Genomic DNA, 17,356 nt, shown 5'->3' with positions numbered 1-17,356 from the left:
TCATCGCCCTATCACGAGGATTCTGTAGCATGGGGGTATGAATGACGACAGGGAACTTCTGCGGGTCTGCCGCATCGGCCGGGCCCAAGGGCTCAAAGGCGAAGTGAACGTGCGAGCCTTCACCGACGACCCCGGCAGGCGCTTTTCGGCCGGGTCCCGGCTGATCAGCAAGGACGGACGGACTTTCACCGTGGAGAAGTCCCGGAATTTCAAACAGCGTTGGATCCTCAAATTCGACCAGGTCCCCGACAGGACCGCGGCCGAGGCCCTCAACAGCCTGACCCTTTACATCGACGCCAAGGCCGAGGCAGATGGGTTCGTCCCCGCATCCGGCTCGGCATCCGACGTCGGTCTCACGTCAGGTCCCGTGACCGGTCCCGACGCCGGCTCCGCCGAGGATGATCCCAGCCAGGACGATGATTGGTATCCCGACCAACTGATCGGCCTGGAAATCCTGCAAGTGGACGATTCAGCGGCGGCCAAGGCGGCCGACTATGACGGGGTGGAAGCTCATCTGATCGGCCACGCCAGCGACCTGGACCTGGACTCCCCCCAGACCCTGCTCCAAATCGAACTGACCGACGGGAGGAAGGTCCTCCTGCCTTTCGTGGAAGAGCTGGTCCCCATCGTCGACCCGGATGAAGGCTATATCCTGATCGACCCCCCTGCCGGTCTCTTCGACCTGTGAAACACACGAGACCCGCGAGATCCTGGAATCTACGAGACCATAAAATCCGCGAAATCAGAGAAATCCATGAAAGCGAACACCATGCTCATTGACATCGTCTCGGTCTTCCCCGAGTATTTCGATTCCCTCAGCCTCAGCCTGCTCGGCAAGGCGCAAGACAAGGGCATCATCCAGGTGCGCACCCATAACCTGCGCGACTGGGCCCATGACGTCCACCATTCCGTGGACGACACTCCGGTCGGAGGCGGGGCCGGCATGGTCATGAAGCCGGAAGTCTGGGCCGAATGCCTGGACGACCTTCTGGACTCCCCGGCTGAAGAAAGCCAGGAGAGTCGGCAGGGCCAAGAAGGCCAGAAGAACCAGCAGAGCCCCGCCCCCATCCTCATCCTGCCCAATCCATCCGCTCCTCTTTTCAGCCAGAAGGACGCCACCGAGCTTTCCCGGGCGGAGCACCTGCTTTTCGGCTGCGGCCGCTACGAGGGTTATGACGCCCGCCTTCCCCTCTACTACCGGAAACGGGGGCTGAACGTGCGTGAATATTCCATCGGCGATTACGTGCTCAACGGGGGCGAGGTGGCGGTCAGCGTGATGATTGAGGCCATCACCCGCCTGATTCCCGGCTTCATGGGCAACTCGGACTCCATTGTGGAGGAGTCCTACACCGGATCCGACGGCCTTTTGGAGCACGACCAGTACACCAAGCCTTCCCAGTGGCGAGGCATGGACGTCCCCCCGATCCTTCTCAGCGGGGACCACGCCAAAGTGGACCGCTTCCGCCGGGACCAGGCTTTGGAGAAGACCTCCCGCATCCGGCCCGACATCATCCAGGCCTTGGATTGCCAGCGTTTGGATAAGGCCGATCGCAAAACTTTGATCTCCTTGGGCTGGGAAGTTTCCGGAGACCACCCCCGCCGACTCTCGTAGACTCGCCCGGTTCGCCACCGGCTTAGCCTAGGGTTCCCTTTTATCGAGGCCGCCTCCTTCTGCTTATTGAGGCAAGTTTCAAGGGATGCGCGCCGTCCACGAGGGGTCTTCGTATCTGAGCCGGCTCAGTTCGTCGGCTTTTTCTTTTTCCGCCGACCCAATGGAACCAATCCTCGCCTGAGGCAGCCGCTTCAGAAGGTAGTCCCGCAAGGCGGCCATGATCTCCTGCCTGCTCAGGCCAGTTTGGGATTTCAAAGGGTCCACTCGTTTGGCGGCTGATTTGACCGCCTTGTCCGCGCTTTTCTCCTGGGAGATCTTCAACACCTGGGTCATGAGATTGGCGTCCATGTCGTAAGCCATGGTCACATGGTGGAGGATGCAGCCCGGGCCACCATCCACCGGCCGGAACCGTCTTTGGGCCGCTCCCCCGATCTTCCCCTTGGCTGAGGCCAGATCATTGATTCCTTGGTAGAAGAGGTACAAGCCCAAGGATTTCAAGGCTTCCACCAGCCAGGAATCACAGAGGCGGTAAGACTGAGCCACGGTCATTCCTTGGGCAAAATCAAAGGGAAGATAGAGGGAGTAAGTGATGGTATTCCCCGGCTGGATGAACATGCTCCCGCCCCCGGTCAGACGGCGGACAACCTTGAAACCCTTCTCCTGGGCCAGCTTTGTATGGACGGAGCCGGAGAGGGACTGATGGAGGCCGATGACCACGGCGTTTTCGGACCATTCCCACAAACGCAGACAGGGTCCGATTCGATTGGAGGCCACGGATTCAGCCAAGGCTTGGTCCAGGGCCATCTGGTGAGGGGCATCCCAGGCCTTGTCGGGAGGGATGACGGTCAAAGGCAGCTTCAACCAGCGCGGGTCCAGTCCGGTTGACACGCCGGAAACATCCTCTTTTGGCCGTCTTGGCTGTTCTGACGGCCCTGGCTGCGCTGACATCCGCAATCGTTCCGGCTGCTTCAGCAACCTCGACTTCGATCTCTCTCCAGTGATTCCTTGAGCCGCCTGGCGAGCGCGTTCACAGGCCTGACAGATCCCTTCCGCTGTCAGACCCAGGAAAAGGACCCCTTGGGACCGCCAATGATCCATCCGGGTCTGGAGGGAATCGCGCAAATCATCCCCCTGGTGAACATCGTCCGCGGCGAGCCTTTCAAGCCTGTCAGACTGACGATGCGGCTCAAGTAGTCTTTCATCCAAGACCCGGGCATCCAGAATTCCGGCCAAATCAGCCAGAACGGAGTCAGGCTCATCCGTCCCCTCGATGAAGAAATCCCCCTCGATCCTGCTTTCCCAGGAAAGGTCGCCGGAGCCGGGCCCATAATGGTCACCCCCAAGAAGGACCACGGAGACCAGTTTGCCACCGGGCTCCTTGAAATCGCCCCGAAAAGTCTTCATTTATTTCTCAATGCCCATCCGGCTCAGGCACCAGGAGTTCTCGCGGGACACTTCCTCCCAGACCTTATAGCGCCCACTGACCCCGCCATGGCCGGCCACCACTTCGATGGAGGCGAAGGCGTCGGCCCCAACTTCCGGCTCCTGCAGGCGGGAGAGCCACTTGAGCGGCTCCACATACAGGACCCGGGTGTCGTTCATGGAAGTAGTGATGTAGATCTGAGGGAAATGATCCGTGCCGAAGGCCGCCCGCCGTTCCTGGGCGGTCATCACGTTCTCGTAGGGGGTGTAGGCCTTCATATAGCGATAGACCTGAGGGTCGTGGAGGGGGTCTCCCCACTCGTCCCATTCGGTCACAGTCAGAGGCAGGGAGGGGTCGAGGATGGAGTTGAGGGCGTCCACAAAAGGCACATCGGCCTCGATTCCCGAGTAAAGGAAAGGAGCCTGATTAGCGACCGCCCCCATAAGGAGGCCGCCGGCGGATCCCCCGTTCGCCACCGTGGTCGCCGGGCTGATCCAACCTTGGGACTGCAAGGCGGCGGTCACATCCACGAAATCGTTGAAAGTATTGACTTTCTTGAGCCGTCGCCCCTGCTCGTACCAGGCCCTGCCCAGCTCTCCGCCGCCGCGGACCTGGGCCTCCACGCGCAGCACTCCCCGGTCCAGGAAGCCGAGGCGGGCGATGCCAAAGGCTGGGTCCGAGCTGGACCCGTACGAGCCGTAAGCGGTGATGAGGCAAGGAGAGGACCCATCCTCGGGGAGCTCAGAGGCCCCAGAGCCTTCGGAGACTTCAGAGATTTCAAGGACCTCAGGAACCTCGTTTTTCGGGACCAAATCGGTCGAGGTCTTGCCCTCTTTACGCCAGACCGCGGCCGCGGCCCGGGCGGCCTGGTCCAGGTTGGGGGCCTCAATGACAGAGTCGGTCCTGCCGCAAGCCAGAGGTCGGCCGTCCGACCCGCAGGCCCGGTCCATGGCCGGAACCAGACCCTTCTTCCAAATGAGGGCGACAGGGATCAGCTGCCCGTCGCGGGCCTTGACCCATATCCTCCGTTCGGCGTAATCCTCCTGCCGGTAATTCCTGACAGTCGCCTCTTTGAGCAGCTTGTCTTCCCCGGTGGCCGGATTGTAAGAACGCAGCTGGCCCGGATGGGTGTAAGAGCTGAGCGAATAGCGCACGGCCGGGGCCTCATAGGAAGGGTTGCCCCCGAATCCGATGGAATACACGGCCTGCGGGTCTTCCCCCTTCAGCTCGGTCAGATTCCACGGCCGGGCCAGCAGGTAATCCATCAAGGCCTCTTCCTTGGTCTCCACGGCGATGTGCAGGAGACCGCCTTCCCGGTAGGAGAAGTCGACGAAATCCTTGTAAATCCCGATTCCTCCGACCGAAAGCCCTACCCCTCCTTGGAGGATCTCGGGGTTGACCGGATCGTTCCAGGGGGTGGTCACCGGCAGGCGACGATGGTCGTCGGAGGCCTTCTCGCAGCCGTAATCCGACCCACGGGCGATGCAGACCCCATCCCCCAGCCGGTAAGGGGCCGGGGTCGAAGCCATGTTGATCAGGTCCACCTCGAAATTGGGGGTGTTGACGTTATGGGTCACCACGGCCACGGGGATGTTCCCCTCCTGGTCCGTGCTCACCACCGAGACCAGGTCCTCCCGGCCTTTGCTCGCGAGAATCCCGCGGACATTCTCGAATTTGGCGAAAGCGACGTCATACTCAACCTCGTCTTTGCGGGAGATGAAAGGCATGAAAGCCCCTTCGGGATTCTCCACGTCCAGGAAGAGCACTTCGTTGGTGGTCTTGGAACCGGTCTCGATGACGATCAAGGATTCGTCGAAGGAAAGGCCGACCGAGCACCAGAAACGTTCGTCGCCTTCGTGGTAGACCTCAACATCGTCAGAAGCGGGGGTGCCCACCTTATGCCGCCAGATGGAGCAGGGCCTCCAAGCCTCGTCCACCCGGGTGTAGAAGATCCAGGCCCCGTCTGGGGTCAGGCAGGCGTTGGCGCTGATTCCTTCCAGGACGTCGTCCAGCTGTCGGCCCGTGGTCAGGTCCCGCATGCGGCAGGTATACCTTTCATCGCCGGTCGTATCAACCAGGTAGATCATCCACCGGCCGTCATCGCTCAAATCGATGCCGCCCGACCGGAAGAAGTCCTGCCCTTCGGCCTCCTTGTTGGCATCGAAGACCACCTCCTCCCCCGGCAAGGGGGTCGTGTCCCCGGGCTGGATGACCGGCGGGTCCCAATCATCGGTGGATCTGACCGGCACCCGGCAGGAGGTCCCGTACTCCTTCCCCTCCTGGGTGCGGCTGAAGTACCAGTAGCCGTAAAGACGGACGGGCACGGACATGTCGTCCTCCTGCACATGGTCCTTCAGCTCCTGGAAGAGGGTGGCGGCCAAAGGTTTGAGGCCGGCCAGGCGATGATTGGCATAGGCGTTCTGCCCGGCCACGTATTCCTGGACCTGGGGCGATTCCTTTTTCCGCAGCCATTCGTACTGGTCCACGAACTCGTCCCCGTGCATGCGCCGGACCTGAGGGGACCGGGCAGGGATCGGAGGGGTGGCCCGCTCGGCCTGGTCCGCCATCCCGCCCATCTTTTCGTCGCTGGTCATCGTGCCTCCCTTATGCCGTCTTCCCTGATCATTTGTCCCTTTCCTCCACATATTTCTGCAGGTAAGGGAGCATGGATTTCATGAGGCTGATCCCCGTGGGCCCGTAAAAAATGGGCACCTCGGCCAGCAGGTCCTCGGTGGCCCCCGAAGGGGCTTGGAATTTCTGGGACAGGCCGGCTTCCTTCCTGCTCAGCTGACGGATGCCGATGGCCAGGATACGGCCCGGAAACATGCGGGTCAGCCGGGCGTAGGTGGCCGGGTCCTTCTGCCCGTCATCCCCCAGGAGGATGAACTTCATCCGGGGGAAGTCGCTCATCAGCTGTTCCACGAATTCCAGCTTATGCTGGACCCCGCCCGGGATGAAGGTCTTGGGGCGGGGGTCGAAGTCGCGCAGGAGGAGGGGGCCGTCCGGGAAGCCGAACCGGGAGATGAAGGAACGGATGGTGGTCTCCACGTTCCAGGGTGAGGTCGACAGGTAGAAGAAGGGGGCCCGGGGGAAGAGCTCCTTGAGCTTGGTGTAGAAGACGGCCATGCCGGGCACGGAGGCGCGGGAATGGGGGCTGACCAGGAAGAAGTTGTAGACGGCCTTGAGCAGGCTGGGAACCTGCGAGACCAGGATGGTGTCATCCACGTCGGAGATGATTCCCACGCGCGTATCGGCCGGGTAGATGTAGACCGGGGCCTGTACCGCCTTACGGCCACGGACCTTGTAAGAGGCCACGTGCTCCCCCGGCGTCAGCTCCCGTTTGGCGATCAGGTCCAGGTAGCCATGGGCGTCGGAGACGATGGAATTGCTGCCCAGATCGGCGGATCCATCCAGAGGGTTGAAAAGCTCGGAGCTGCCGATTTGGGCCGTGTGCACCGGGGCGTCGTCGATCTTCATCCGCACCAGGGTGCGGGGGGCCGGGAGCATGAGCATGTTGCGGATGCCCAAAGACACGGTGTCCGCAGGGGCCAGGTGCTTCATGCCCAGGACGGTCCGGCAGATGAGGCGCACATATTTCGTGGTCCCGTAGCCCACGTAGGGAGCCACGCGAGGGGTCCAGCCCACCCGCCTGGCCACGGACCGGCCGACGGTCTGCCAGAAGCCGAATCCCCAAGTGACGACCGTGCGGATGGTCTGCAGGGGGAAGGACCTGTCCTTCCGCCTTTCGGTCTGGGAGAGGGAGTCAACGGCCGTTTCCGTCCGTTTGACGATGATGGGGATGGTCTCCATCGTGTCGGCAGGGGGTTCCTGGTCGGCCGCCCTTTCCTCTTGGGCGAATTCCTGGTCCGTCTTCAAGGCGTCCTGACGCAGGCGGGAAAGTTTGGCCTTCCTGACCGAGGCCGGCTCCAGCCGCTGGCGGAAGTCCTGGCCTTCCTGAGGCTTTTCAGTCCCCAGAGGAGATGAGTTTGGCATAATGATCACCGTCGAGAAGGTCAGGGTCTTCGTCATCCAGTTCGATCTTGAGCAGCCATCCCTCCCCATAAGGGTCGGAGTTGACCACTTCCGGGTCGTCGGCGGCGGCATGGTTGACATAGCGGATGGTGCCGTCAGCCGGCATGATGGCATGGGAGATGGCCTTGGAGGATTCCAATTCGACCACTTCGTCCCCGGCCCGGACCTGGTCCCCCGGTTCCGGCAAGTCGATGTAGACCAAGTCTCCCAGCTGTCCGGCCGCGTAGGCGGTGATCCCCAGGACGGCCGGGCTGACCGACGTATCCAGCCAGACATGGTCTTCCGAGTAAAGCAGGTCGTCGGGGATGTCCACATTCAGCTGGTTGACGCCCTCAGCCTGTTCAAATCCATCGGATCCCCCGGTTTCACCGATCTCGTCGGCTTCATCGACCTGGTCCGCTTCATCGGCCTCGTCAACCTCGTCGATCCGGCCCGCCTCGTTGAGGTCGTCCATCAAATCGCTCTCATTCATGGTTTCTCCTGTCATCAATCCGCGACTTCGTCCGTATCGTCATCCCCTTGCTTCACGGCTTCCCCTTGCCTCTTGCTTCACGGCCGCGCCGGTATCTCCCTATCATAGCCGCATAGGTTCATCATAACCGCTCCCCGGCGTGCGCATCGTCAGGGCTTCATCCTTGCCCTATTTTCGTTCTTCCAAGACCCGGGCCATGGTCCCGTCCAAGACTTGGGCCACCTGGTCCGGCTTCTCGAAGCAGGTGAAATGGCCGGCGTCGGGAATCGGGTGGAAATCCACCGTGGTCTTGCCCATGGCAGCGGCCAGGGGCTTCATGACCGATGGGTTGCTGGACCGGTCCAACAGCCCGCTGACCACGGCCGCCGGGGCCGTCACCTGGGCTAAAGTGGGGGTTTCGTCCTGGCGACCCGCAGCCATACGTTGCCGCCAAGCCACCCCCGCCGGGGATTGCTGGTCGATCCAGGAGGTGAAGGCGGAGAGGAACTCTTCCGATCGCTTGAAAGTCGAGTCCCCCTCCTGGGGCTGAGCGAAATGCATGACGCTGGCCACCGAATGGTTCTTCAACGCGTCGTCGGCCACGGACAGGCGTCGGGTCAGGCCTTGGGGAAGGTCCCGGTCGGCTCGGGTATCCAGAAGGATCAGACCGGCCACCGTCTGGGGGAAAAGCCTTTGGATGGCCAAAGCCAGGTATCCTCCCATGGAGATGCCCGCCCAAACGGCCTTCCGGTAGCCCAAGGCCTGCACGGCGTGTACGAAGGAAACTGCCAGGCGGTCGGCGGCTTGAGCGTAGGACCCATCGGGATTGACCGGGCCGGTCAGGTCGTCGGAGGGCACAGGGCTCATGCCTGCCCCCGGCATGTCAGGAGCCAGGATGGGGTAAGCCCGTCCCTCCTCTTCCGACAAGGTCACCAGACGATCGGCGCATCTGTCCCATACCCGGTGATCGACCGGGAAGGCGTGCAGAAGGACCAGAGGGACCTGAGAGGAGACGTGGGAACTGGGCGAATCCCGGTAGACTGTCGTGACGATTTCGAAGTCCTCCGGCATGGCCTTGATGACCTCCTCAGCCCGGTCGTTACGACGACCAGACCTGGTCCCCTTTTCTGTTTCCGGAAAATCCTCGCTGTCCATCGTCTGCTCCATCAAATCATCCATCAAATTACCTGCCCTGTTTTCTGCCTTATTTTCCATCGATTTCCTGTCGATTCCTTATCGTTTTCCTGTCATTTTTGTCGCTCCCCGCCTTTCCCCATCCTGCCGGCCGCCCGTCCTCAGACAAGCATCCGGCCTAAAGCATGCCGCTGCCGGCCAGGGCCTGGACCAGGATGTGATCCATCCCATAAGACAGCTGGGAGAGGAACTCCGGGTCCAAAGCCCGGGAAGCGTCGGTCCATTCCACGTCCAAAGTCTCTTCTTGCGGCTCCACCTCCCCGGCGATGGGCACGATGTAGCAAAGGGCGATGGCGTGCTGCCGGGGGTCGTAATAGTCGGAGAAGCCCGGCGTGGGAAAGAACTGGGCCACCGTGAAAGGTTGTACGGTGGGCGGCAAAGAGGCCAAGGTCAGATCCCCCAAGTCCTTGGAGATGTTGCGGGCTATGGCTTCGCGGATGGACTCGTGGTAGAGGACCCGCCCCGAAATGAGGGTGCGGCGCAAGGCCACGTCGCTCTCATCGTTGGCGCATAAGAGGGTCCCCACCTGGCGGATGCGGCCCAAATCGTCCGTATGCACCGGGACCACGATCACATAAGGGATGGGGGTTTTGGACCTCATATCGTCGATGGTGGCCTTATCCAGCCATCCGGGCGGGTTGGAGCCGGACCCTGAGCGGATGAAATCGTCCGGGGTCATGTTGAAATCGCCCCGGGGGTGGTCGGCGTCGAAGTCGTCGGGGTCGGGAACTTCATCATTCAAAACTGGCATATACCTATTATGCCAGCCGGGGCGAAAACCGGGGCGATCTCAACAGCGATTCAAGACGATTCCGACAACGCCTACGTGCGGACGGCCACCCCGCAAGCCGTGAGCGAACAGGACGACCGGGCCGGGGAATTATTCCCTCCGGGATCCAGTTGTCCCTTGAGCAAGCGGGATTTCCTTCCTCCGGATTTCCCTGCGAACCGATAAGCTAGCCTTATCTTTGCGACTACCGAGAAAGGCGTCATCATGGCGACAACAGAACTGACTTCCGCGAACATCGACGAGACCATCAAGAAGAACGACCTGGTCTTCATTGACTTCTGGGCCACCTGGTGCGGCCCCTGCAAGGCTTTCGGCCCCATCTACGACAAGGCCAGTCAGGAGAACCCCGACGCCGTCTTCGGCAAGGTGGACATCGACCAGAACCAGGACCTGGCCGCGGCCGCCGGCATCCAAGCCGTCCCCACCCTGGCCATCTTCAAGAACGGCCAGCAGATCTACAAAGAGGCGGGCGCCTTGCGTCAGACCGATTTGGACCAGCTGATCCAGAAGGCCAAGGAGCTGGACCTCTCCCAGGCTCAAGCCCAATAAATCCAATAGAGCCAATAAAACCAGTCCGCCAGGGCCGATGCCGATGTAGCCGGACGGTCGAACGAATCGCATGGACGGATCGATCGGATTCAGACGGCTTGACGGCAACGAACAGAAACGAATAAAGAAATCCCCTGGGGCCTCACGCTCCGGGGGATTTTTTCATGGCCTTTTCGCGGCCGGTCTAGTCGCAGTTTCCCGCTCCTACCTTCGTTTCAGCTTTAATACCAGCCAGTGGCGTTGGAATGGCCCCAAGCCCCGCAGGGGGTGCCATAGCGGCCGGCGATGTAGCTGAGACCCCAGTCGATCTGGACCTTGGCGTCGGTCTGCCAGCCGGGACCCATCTTGCTGCCGGGCAGGGCCTGGGGGATGCCATAGGCGCCGGATGGATTGGCGGCGTTCACGCGCCAGCCGGATTCACGCTGCCAGAGGAGGACCAAGCAGGTGAACTGGTCCTCGCCCCACTTCCGGGCGAGCACTTGGCTGTGGGCGTAAGACTGATAATCGCCCTGGGCCAAAGTCGTGCCGTAATTGTTGGAGGAAGCCTTGGGGGCGGAGTTGGATCCGGAAGAGGAAGAGTTGGAATTGGAGTTGGTCGAGACCTTGGGGGCCTCGGGCTGCTTGGTTCCCACCAGGATGATCTTGTTGGTGGGAACGGTCTTCACGTATTCGGAGATGGTGTTGGAGGAAAGGGTCTTGGTCCCGTTCTTGGTCACCAGGTTGGTGATCTCCATGGTCCCTTCTTTGCCCTCGGTCTGCACTTTCGTGGTCCCCTGGGCCAAGGTGGGGTCGTTCTTCTTGATGGTGTTGAAAGGAATGGACTGCTCCACGGTCTGGATTTCCGAGTTGGTGGAGGAGATGATGATCTGGGTCGCTTCGGTCACCTTGGAGTTGAGGGAGGGACTGACCTTCTCGTCGGAGCCCAAGGTGATGTTGCCGGCTTCCAGGACGGATTTGACCGTGGTGAAATTGCTGCCGGCCACCAGACGCTTGCGGCCGTTGATGGAGACGGACACATAGGTGGTGTCCTTGTTCGACCCGTTACGCCCTTCGGCCAAAGCCTGGCGGATGTCGCTGCGGGACACGTCCTGGCCGTTCTTCAAGTCATTGACCGAATACTCGGTGATGCCGGCGGCGGCTGCGGACGAGGACTTCCGGCTGGCGGCGAAAGCCGACCCGGAGACGATCATGGCCAAGGCGGCGAGGACGGCCACGACGACCATCCACTGCTTACGGGTCACGCGTTTGAGGGGGGATTCCTTGCTTTCAATATGACGTCCAGCCATGAAGCTCCTTTAAGCTCTCTTGCGAAGCGGTTATGTGAACAACTTTTCACATCCTAGCAAAGTCCCTTAACATCCCTTCCCTCTCTTCTTCCTCCCATCCCCTAATTTGAGATTTGTCCAGCCCCTGACCGCCATATATAGTTATCGAACCCACCCAGATCCGACGAAAAAAGCCCGGCAGCCGAAGCGACCGGGCGAAGTGTCCTCAATCAAGAACGAGGCAAAATCAGAACTTGACCACGGCTTGCAAGGTCAGGTCCAGGATGAAGAGGAAGGCCACCCCCCAGACGATGGGATGCACTTCCTTGGCCTCGCGCTTGACCACCTTGGTGATGCAGTAGGTGACGAAACCGGCAGCGATACCGTAGGAGATGGAGTAGGACAGGGCCATGAAGATGGAGGAGAAGAAGGCGGGGATGGCCACCGACAGATCCGTCCAATCGATTTCGCCGAAAGAGCTCATCATCATGCAGCCGACCAGGACCAGGACCGGGGCGGTGGCCGCGGTGGGGATGGCGGAGACGACAGGAGACAGGATGGCGGAGATGAGGAAGCAGATGGAGACCACGACGGACGTGAGGCCGGTGCGGCCGCCCGCGGCGATGCCGGCCGCGGATTCCACGAAGGTGGTGGTGTTGGAGGTGCCGATCAGGGAGCCGATGGCGGTGGCGGTGGAATCGGCGAACATGGCCTTATCCATCTTGGAACTGAAGCCCGTGCCTTTCTCCATGGCGTCCTCGTCCTGCTGGGAGAAGATGCCGGCCCGACGGCCGGTCCCGATGAAGGTCCCGATGGTGTCGAAGATGTCGGACAGGGAGAAGGCGAAGATGGTCACCAGAGCCAGCGGGATGCGGGCGGCGTTCCCGGCGAACAGGGAGGGGAAGCCGGCCGGGGTGAAGATGACCATGAAGGTCTGCGGAAGCTGGTGGACGGCCTGCATGAGGTTGACGCTGTGGGACATGGTGGTCACGCCCATGGGGATGCCGATCAGGGTGGTCGCCAGCATGGCGATGATGAAGGCCCCTTTGTTGACGACGGCCCACTTGCCGGGCAGCTTGATGACGGTCAGGACGATGCAGAGGAAAAGGCCGATCAGGAAGAGACAGAGGCTGGACGTATCCAGACGGGCCAGGCCGATGTTGGCCCCGGCCGCAGCAGTCTTGTCAGGAGTGAATTTGATGATGCCGATGTCCACCAGGCCGATGTAGGCGATGAAGATGCCGATGCCGCCGGAGATGGCGTGCTGGAGCATGGGAGGGATGGACTGGATGATGAGCTTGCGCAGTTTGGTCGCTGTGATGATGATGTTGATCAGGCCGCAGATGAAGACCATGGACATGGCTTGCTGCCAGGTGAAGCCCAGGCCTTTGACCACCGTGAAGGTGAAGAAGGCGTTGAGGCCGACGCCTGGGGCCAGGGCGTAAGGCACGTTGGCGAACAGGCCCATGATCAAAGTGCCGATGATGGAGGCGATGATAGTGGCCAGGAAGACGGCGCCCCAAGGCATGCCGGCTTGGCCGAGGACGTTGGGGTTGACGGCGACGATGTAAGCCATCGCGAAGAAGGTGGTGAGACCGGCGAGGATCTCAGTGGACGCCGTGGTGCCGTTTTCTTTCAGTTTGAAAAATTTCTCCATGATTTCCTTCACAGACTGTCGGGATAGGCAGGCTGACCTGTCCTATCCGCTCTCCCCTTCCGCTACGCGCGAGCATTTGCCGGAAGCGTAACGCCAGGCCGAACAGTTGAAAGGATAATACCGCACTCTGATGAAGAAGGGTCCAAAGTCCGCATTCCGGGGCTCTGGGTCCGCATGATGAGATTTGCCGGTCAGCCGAAGTGGCCGGAGATGTATCCTTCCGTTTCCTTGCTGGAAGGATGGGAGAACATGGTGGCCGTATCCGTCATCTCCACCAGGTGGCCGGGTTTGTCCGACCCCTGGGTGTTGAAGAAGGCGGTGGTGTCCGAGATGCGGGCCGCCTGCTGCATGTTATGGGTGACGATGACGATCGTGTATTCGTCCTTGAGCTCGGCGATCAGGTCTTCCACGGCCAGAGTGGAGATGGGGTCCAAGGCGGAGCAGGGTTCGTCCATAAGCAGGACCTGGGGGTGCACGGCCACCGCGCGGGCGATGCAGAGCCGCTGCTGCTGGCCGCCGGACAGGCCGATCCCCGGGGAATCCAGACGGTCTTTGACCTCGTTCCAGAGGTTGGCCCCCCGCAGGGCCCATTCGACCAGCTCGTCGGCGTCCGCCTGGGAAATCCTGCGGTTATTGAGCCGCAGGCCGGCCAGGACGTTCTCCCTGATGGACATGGTGGGGAAAGGGTTGGGCCTTTGGAAGACCATGCCCACGTTCCGGCGGACCTCCACCGGGTCCACGTTGGGCCCATACAGGTTCTTGCCTTCCAGGAGGATCTCGCCGGTGCAGTAGGCCCCGGGCAGGGTCTCATGCATGCGGTTGAGGGTCCGCAGGACGGTGGACTTGCCACAGCCCGAGGGACCGATGAAAGCCGTCACCTTGTTGGCCTCCAGGACCATGTTCACGTCGTCCACGGCATGGAATTTTCCATAGTAGACGTTCAGGTGATTCACATCCATTCGCTGACCCATGAGGATCCTTTCTGCTTATCCGTCGCCGCTTCCTTCGCCGGCTTCATCCGCTTCATCCGCATCTCGACTTTCATGACTTGGCCGACCCTTTGGGGGCGAAGGCCCTGGCCACCAGCCGGCCGATGGCGTTGAGGACCAGGACGAGGAGGATCAAGGCCAAAGCAGCCGCCCAGGCCCTCTCCATCCGGATGGAGGCAACGCAGGTGGGGGGCACGGCCCCTCGGGCGTCGACCAGGCAGGTGGCCAGGCCCTGCGAGTACTCATTGTAGACGTAGACAGGCAAGGTGGTCATCCTGCCGGAGAAGAGGTTGGCGTTGGTCGAAGAGATGAAGCCGGCGGCGATCAGCAAAGGGGCCGTCTCCCCTATCACCCGGGCTATGGCCAGGATGGCCCCGGAGATGATTCCGGGTAAGGCCGTCCGCAGGACCACGCGGACGATGGTCCTGGACCGGGTCACGCCCAAGGCGTACGAGGCTTCGCGCAGGTCCGTGGGGACGATCTGCAGCATCTCCTGGGTAGAGCGGACCACGGTGGGAATCATGAGGATGCTCAAGGCGACCGCGCCCACGAGCCCATTGACCGTCCCGGGGCCCAGAAGGATGGAGAAGAAGGAATAGGCGAACAGGCCGGCCACGATGGAGGGGATGCCGCTCATCACGTCCACGAAGAAGGAGATGGCCCGGGCCAGATGGCCTCCATGGGAGTATTCGACCAAGTAGACTGAAGTCATGACTCCGATGGGGAGGGAGATGACCATGGCGGCCAGGGTGATCTCCAAAGTACCGACCATGGCGTGGAGGATGCCTCCGTAGGGGTACAGGCCGCCGACCACCCCCCGCATGTTATGGGTCAGGAAGTACCAGTTGAAACGGCCGGCCCCCTGGGAGACGGTGGTCCATAAGACGGAGACGAGGGGGATGAGGGCGATGATGAAGGCCGTGTAGATGAGGACGGTCATCAGCCGGTCGAACCGCTTGCGACCAGCCAAGGAGGACCTGGTCGGCGTGAATTTGTCGAAATCGGGCTTAGGGACGGAGGAAATGGGGGCGGCGGCTTGGTCGGCACCGGTCTTATCGGCTTTACCGGCTATTTCGGCCCCCTGCCCCTTCTCGCTTGCCTTGCCGCCTTTGCCTTTGCCCTTGGCCGGCGAAGATCCCGCCCCTATGGTTTTCGCCGTAGCCCTGCGAGCCAGGAAATTCACCAGGAATGTGATGATGAAAAGGACCAGGCCGGTGGCGATGAGGGTGGAGACGCCGACGTTGTCCGCTTCGGGGAATTGAGCGGCTATGTTGGCCGCGATGGTTTGGTGGGAGGAGGCCCTGAGGATGTCGATCCCGTACGTGCGGCCGGGAGACAGGATCATGAGCACGGCCATGGTCTCCCCCAAAGCCCTGCCCAGGCCCAGCATGGAGGCGGATACCAGGCCGGACTTGCCGAAAGGCAGGACGGCCAGTTTGATGGTCTCCCATTTGGTCGCCCCCAAGGCCAAGGCGGCCTCCTGTTGCAGGACCGGGGCCTGCTGGAAGATGTCGCGGGCCATGGAGGTGATGATGGGCAGGATCATGACCGCCAGGACCACGGCGACCGTGGCGATGGACCGGGGCGGGTTGGAGACTTGAGGCCCGAAAAGGGGGATCCACCCCAACAGCCTGTTGATCGTCTTCCAGACCGGATAGATGTGGGGCACAAGGACCAAGGCCCCCCATAAACCGTAGACCACCGAAGGAATGGCGGCCAGGAGGTCGACCACATAGGACAGGAGGGAGGAGAGTCTCCTGGGGGCGTAATGGGAGATGAAAAGGGCTATGCCGACGGCCACGAAGAAGGCCAGCAACAAGGCCAGGGCGGACGAAATGACGGTTCCGAAGACCAAGGGGCCGACGAAGGCCCAGAAGTTCCCGGTCCGCCCTCCGCAGAAGGAGGAGATGGTCTCAGTCGCCTGGCGGCGATCCCCGAAGAAGGCGGGGGCGGCTTGGATGAAGAGGAAGACGGTGACGGCCGCCAGGATGCCCAGGATGAGGATGCCGGATCCCATGGCGAAGGCGCGGAAGATGGCGTCCCCCTTCTTGCTCGGTTTCGGCGCGCTCTCATGCAAGGCTTTGGGAAGAGGGGAAGTCATGACCGTCCCTCCCTGCCGCCGGTAGTGGTTCTTTCATCCGCCGCCGGCGTGATCCGGCTTAAGCCGGAGATGGAGTCGATGGAGGTCAGGAGCTGGGCCCTCAAGGTCTCCGGGAGTTCCACGGCCCCGGCGTTGGCGGCGGCCGTACGCTGCCCTTGGGAGGAGACCTCGTAAGTGAGCCACTGTTTGACGAATTCCCCTTGGGCCGGGTTCTTGTAGGCCGGGCAGGCGACGTCATAACTGACCAAGGCCAGAGGGTAGGAGCGGGGGTCCGTGGTGGCGTAATCCACATCGATCACATAGCGGCCAGCTTGGGAGGCTTTCTTGTTCCGGGGGGATCGGGCGATCAACCGGGCCGTCGCCTGGGCGGAGAAAGGCACGTAGGCCTCCCCCACCCCCAGGGCCACGGTCCCCAGACCGGAGACCTGGGCGGCGTCGGCGTAGCCGATCGTCCCCTGGGCCTGGCTGGAGGTGAGGACCACGCCCGAAGTGCCTTTGGCCCCCTGACCCACCTCGTTCGGCCAGGTCTCCGAAGGCCGGTAAGGCCAGTCCTTTCCGGCGGCCGCGTGAAGGTAGTCTTGGAAGACCTTGGTCGTTCCGGACTTATCCGAGCGCCAGATGGGGGTGATGTCCAAGGCGGGCAGGCGGGAGGCCAGGGAAGGGTTCTGAGAGGCGATCTCCGGGTCGTTCCACCGGGTGATGGCCCCGGAGAAGATCTTGGCCACGGTCCGGGGTTTCAGCTTCAGGTGGGTCTTCCCGCCGTTGAGACCATAATCGGACAGGTTGTAGGCCACCGCTATGGGGGATACATACACAGGCAGGTCGAAGGCGGTTTTGCCTTGGCAGACGGTTTTGGAGGAGGCGATCTGGCTGTCGTTCAGAGGGGCGTCGGTCCCGGCCCAGGCGGCGGCACCCATGAGGAAGGTGTTGACCCCGGCCCCGGATCCGGAAGGGTCGTAGGAGATTTTGGTCTGGGGCTGGGCTCCGGAGAAACCGACGATCCACGCGTCCACGGCCGATTTCTGCGAGGAGGCCCCCGCCCCGGCGAATTCACCGGTCAGGCGAGGGGCTTCAGCCGCCTCCATCCACATGTCCTTGGTCAGATAGGAGGAAACCGCGTTATCGCCGCAGGCCCCGAGGACGCCCGTCAGGCAGATAAGGCAGAAAGCCGCGGCGAAGCGGACCCCGCCGGAGTATTTGCTTGTCTTCATCATCCATCCTTGCAGAATCAATCAGAGGACCATGCGCCTTTACATTGTACCGGAAAGATCGTATCGCGAGGTGGGTGGAACG

General features: G+C 61.8%; 14 protein-coding genes and 1 pseudogene. 3 read left to right on the top strand and 12 right to left on the bottom strand.

Annotated elements, in window-relative coordinates; all coding sequences use genetic code 11:
• The first annotated feature begins 37 nt into the window (after positions 1-37).
• Both PSDT_RS01820 and trmD read left to right on the top strand, forming a co-directional pair.
• A complete protein-coding gene (locus PSDT_RS01820; protein ID WP_006289719.1) occupies positions 38-688 on the top strand; it encodes a ribosome maturation factor RimM in 651 nt (216 codons plus the stop codon).
• A gap of 81 nt (positions 689-769) precedes the next feature.
• Complete coding sequence (trmD, locus tag PSDT_RS01815; protein ID WP_006289718.1) at positions 770-1,612, top strand: tRNA (guanosine(37)-N1)-methyltransferase TrmD; 843 nt, start codon at positions 770-772, stop codon at positions 1,610-1,612.
• Positions 1,613-1,690: 78 nt separating this feature from the next.
• Here the strand turns inward: trmD and PSDT_RS01810 are convergent, their stop codons facing one another.
• The 6 genes from PSDT_RS01810 to PSDT_RS01785 all read right to left on the bottom strand — a co-directional run bounded on the left by PSDT_RS01810 (position 1,691) and on the right by PSDT_RS01785 (position 9,463).
• Positions 1,691-3,016 (bottom strand): lipoate--protein ligase family protein, encoded by a 1,326-nt coding sequence (locus tag PSDT_RS01810; RefSeq protein ID WP_006289717.1) that lies wholly within the window; start codon positions 3,014-3,016, stop codon positions 1,691-1,693.
• A complete protein-coding gene (locus PSDT_RS01805) occupies positions 3,017-5,629 on the bottom strand; it encodes a S9 family peptidase (RefSeq protein ID WP_006289716.1) in 2,613 nt (870 codons plus the stop codon).
• A gap of 28 nt (positions 5,630-5,657) precedes the next feature.
• A complete protein-coding gene (locus PSDT_RS01800; RefSeq protein WP_006290643.1) occupies positions 5,658-7,028 on the bottom strand; it encodes an App1 family protein in 1,371 nt (456 codons plus the stop codon).
• Complete coding sequence (gene gcvH / locus PSDT_RS01795; protein ID WP_006289713.1) at positions 7,000-7,521, bottom strand: glycine cleavage system protein GcvH; 522 nt, start codon at positions 7,519-7,521, stop codon at positions 7,000-7,002. The genes PSDT_RS01800 and gcvH overlap by 29 nt, the downstream gene beginning before the upstream one ends.
• Before the next feature lie 186 nt (positions 7,522-7,707).
• Entirely contained in the window at positions 7,708-8,733 is a 1,026-nt protein-coding gene (locus tag PSDT_RS01790) for an alpha/beta fold hydrolase (protein WP_006290645.1), read from the bottom strand.
• 97 nt (positions 8,734-8,830) lie between these two features.
• Positions 8,831-9,463 carry an NUDIX hydrolase family protein gene (locus PSDT_RS01785; protein WP_006289711.1) on the bottom strand — a complete coding sequence of 211 codons (633 nt, stop codon included), beginning with the start codon at positions 9,461-9,463 and terminating at the stop codon, positions 8,831-8,833.
• A gap of 243 nt (positions 9,464-9,706) precedes the next feature.
• Between PSDT_RS01785 and trxA the strand changes: the two genes are divergently transcribed.
• Positions 9,707-10,051 carry a thioredoxin gene (gene trxA / locus PSDT_RS01780; protein ID WP_006289710.1) on the top strand — a complete coding sequence of 115 codons (345 nt, stop codon included), beginning with the start codon at positions 9,707-9,709 and terminating at the stop codon, positions 10,049-10,051.
• A gap of 221 nt (positions 10,052-10,272) precedes the next feature.
• Here the strand turns inward: trxA and PSDT_RS01775 are convergent, their stop codons facing one another.
• The 6 genes and pseudogenes from PSDT_RS01775 to PSDT_RS01755 form a co-directional block, all read right to left on the bottom strand.
• Positions 10,273-11,337, bottom strand: a complete 1,065-nt coding sequence (locus PSDT_RS01775; protein ID WP_006289709.1) for an aggregation-promoting factor C-terminal-like domain-containing protein — start codon at positions 11,335-11,337, stop codon at positions 10,273-10,275.
• Positions 11,338-11,563: 226 nt separating this feature from the next.
• Positions 11,564-12,973, bottom strand: a complete 1,410-nt coding sequence (locus PSDT_RS01770) for an NCS2 family permease (protein WP_036737453.1) — start codon at positions 12,971-12,973, stop codon at positions 11,564-11,566.
• Between the two features lie 191 nt (positions 12,974-13,164).
• Positions 13,165-13,944: a phosphate ABC transporter ATP-binding protein PstB gene (gene pstB, locus PSDT_RS01765; protein WP_006289707.1), complete on the bottom strand. Its 780-nt coding sequence runs from the start codon at positions 13,942-13,944 to the stop codon at positions 13,165-13,167.
• A 70-nt stretch (positions 13,945-14,014) separates the two neighbouring features.
• Positions 14,015-15,034, bottom strand: a complete 1,020-nt coding sequence (gene pstA, locus PSDT_RS08490) for a phosphate ABC transporter permease PstA (RefSeq protein WP_397224885.1) — start codon at positions 15,032-15,034, stop codon at positions 14,015-14,017.
• 78 nt (positions 15,035-15,112) lie between these two features.
• Positions 15,113-16,063: pseudogene (pstC, locus tag PSDT_RS08485) on the bottom strand (phosphate ABC transporter permease subunit PstC); the annotation flags it as partial.
• Positions 16,060-17,274 (bottom strand): phosphate ABC transporter substrate-binding protein PstS, encoded by a 1,215-nt coding sequence (locus PSDT_RS01755; RefSeq protein ID WP_006289705.1) that lies wholly within the window; start codon positions 17,272-17,274, stop codon positions 16,060-16,062. The pseudogene pstC and the gene PSDT_RS01755, both read right to left, overlap by 4 nt.
• Positions 17,275-17,356 lie beyond the last annotated feature (82 nt).

Source organism: Parascardovia denticolens DSM 10105 = JCM 12538, assembly GCF_001042675.1.
Classification (GTDB): Bacteria; Actinomycetota; Actinomycetes; order Actinomycetales; family Bifidobacteriaceae; genus Scardovia; species Scardovia denticolens.
This window is presented reverse-complemented; position numbering and strand designations above follow the sequence as displayed.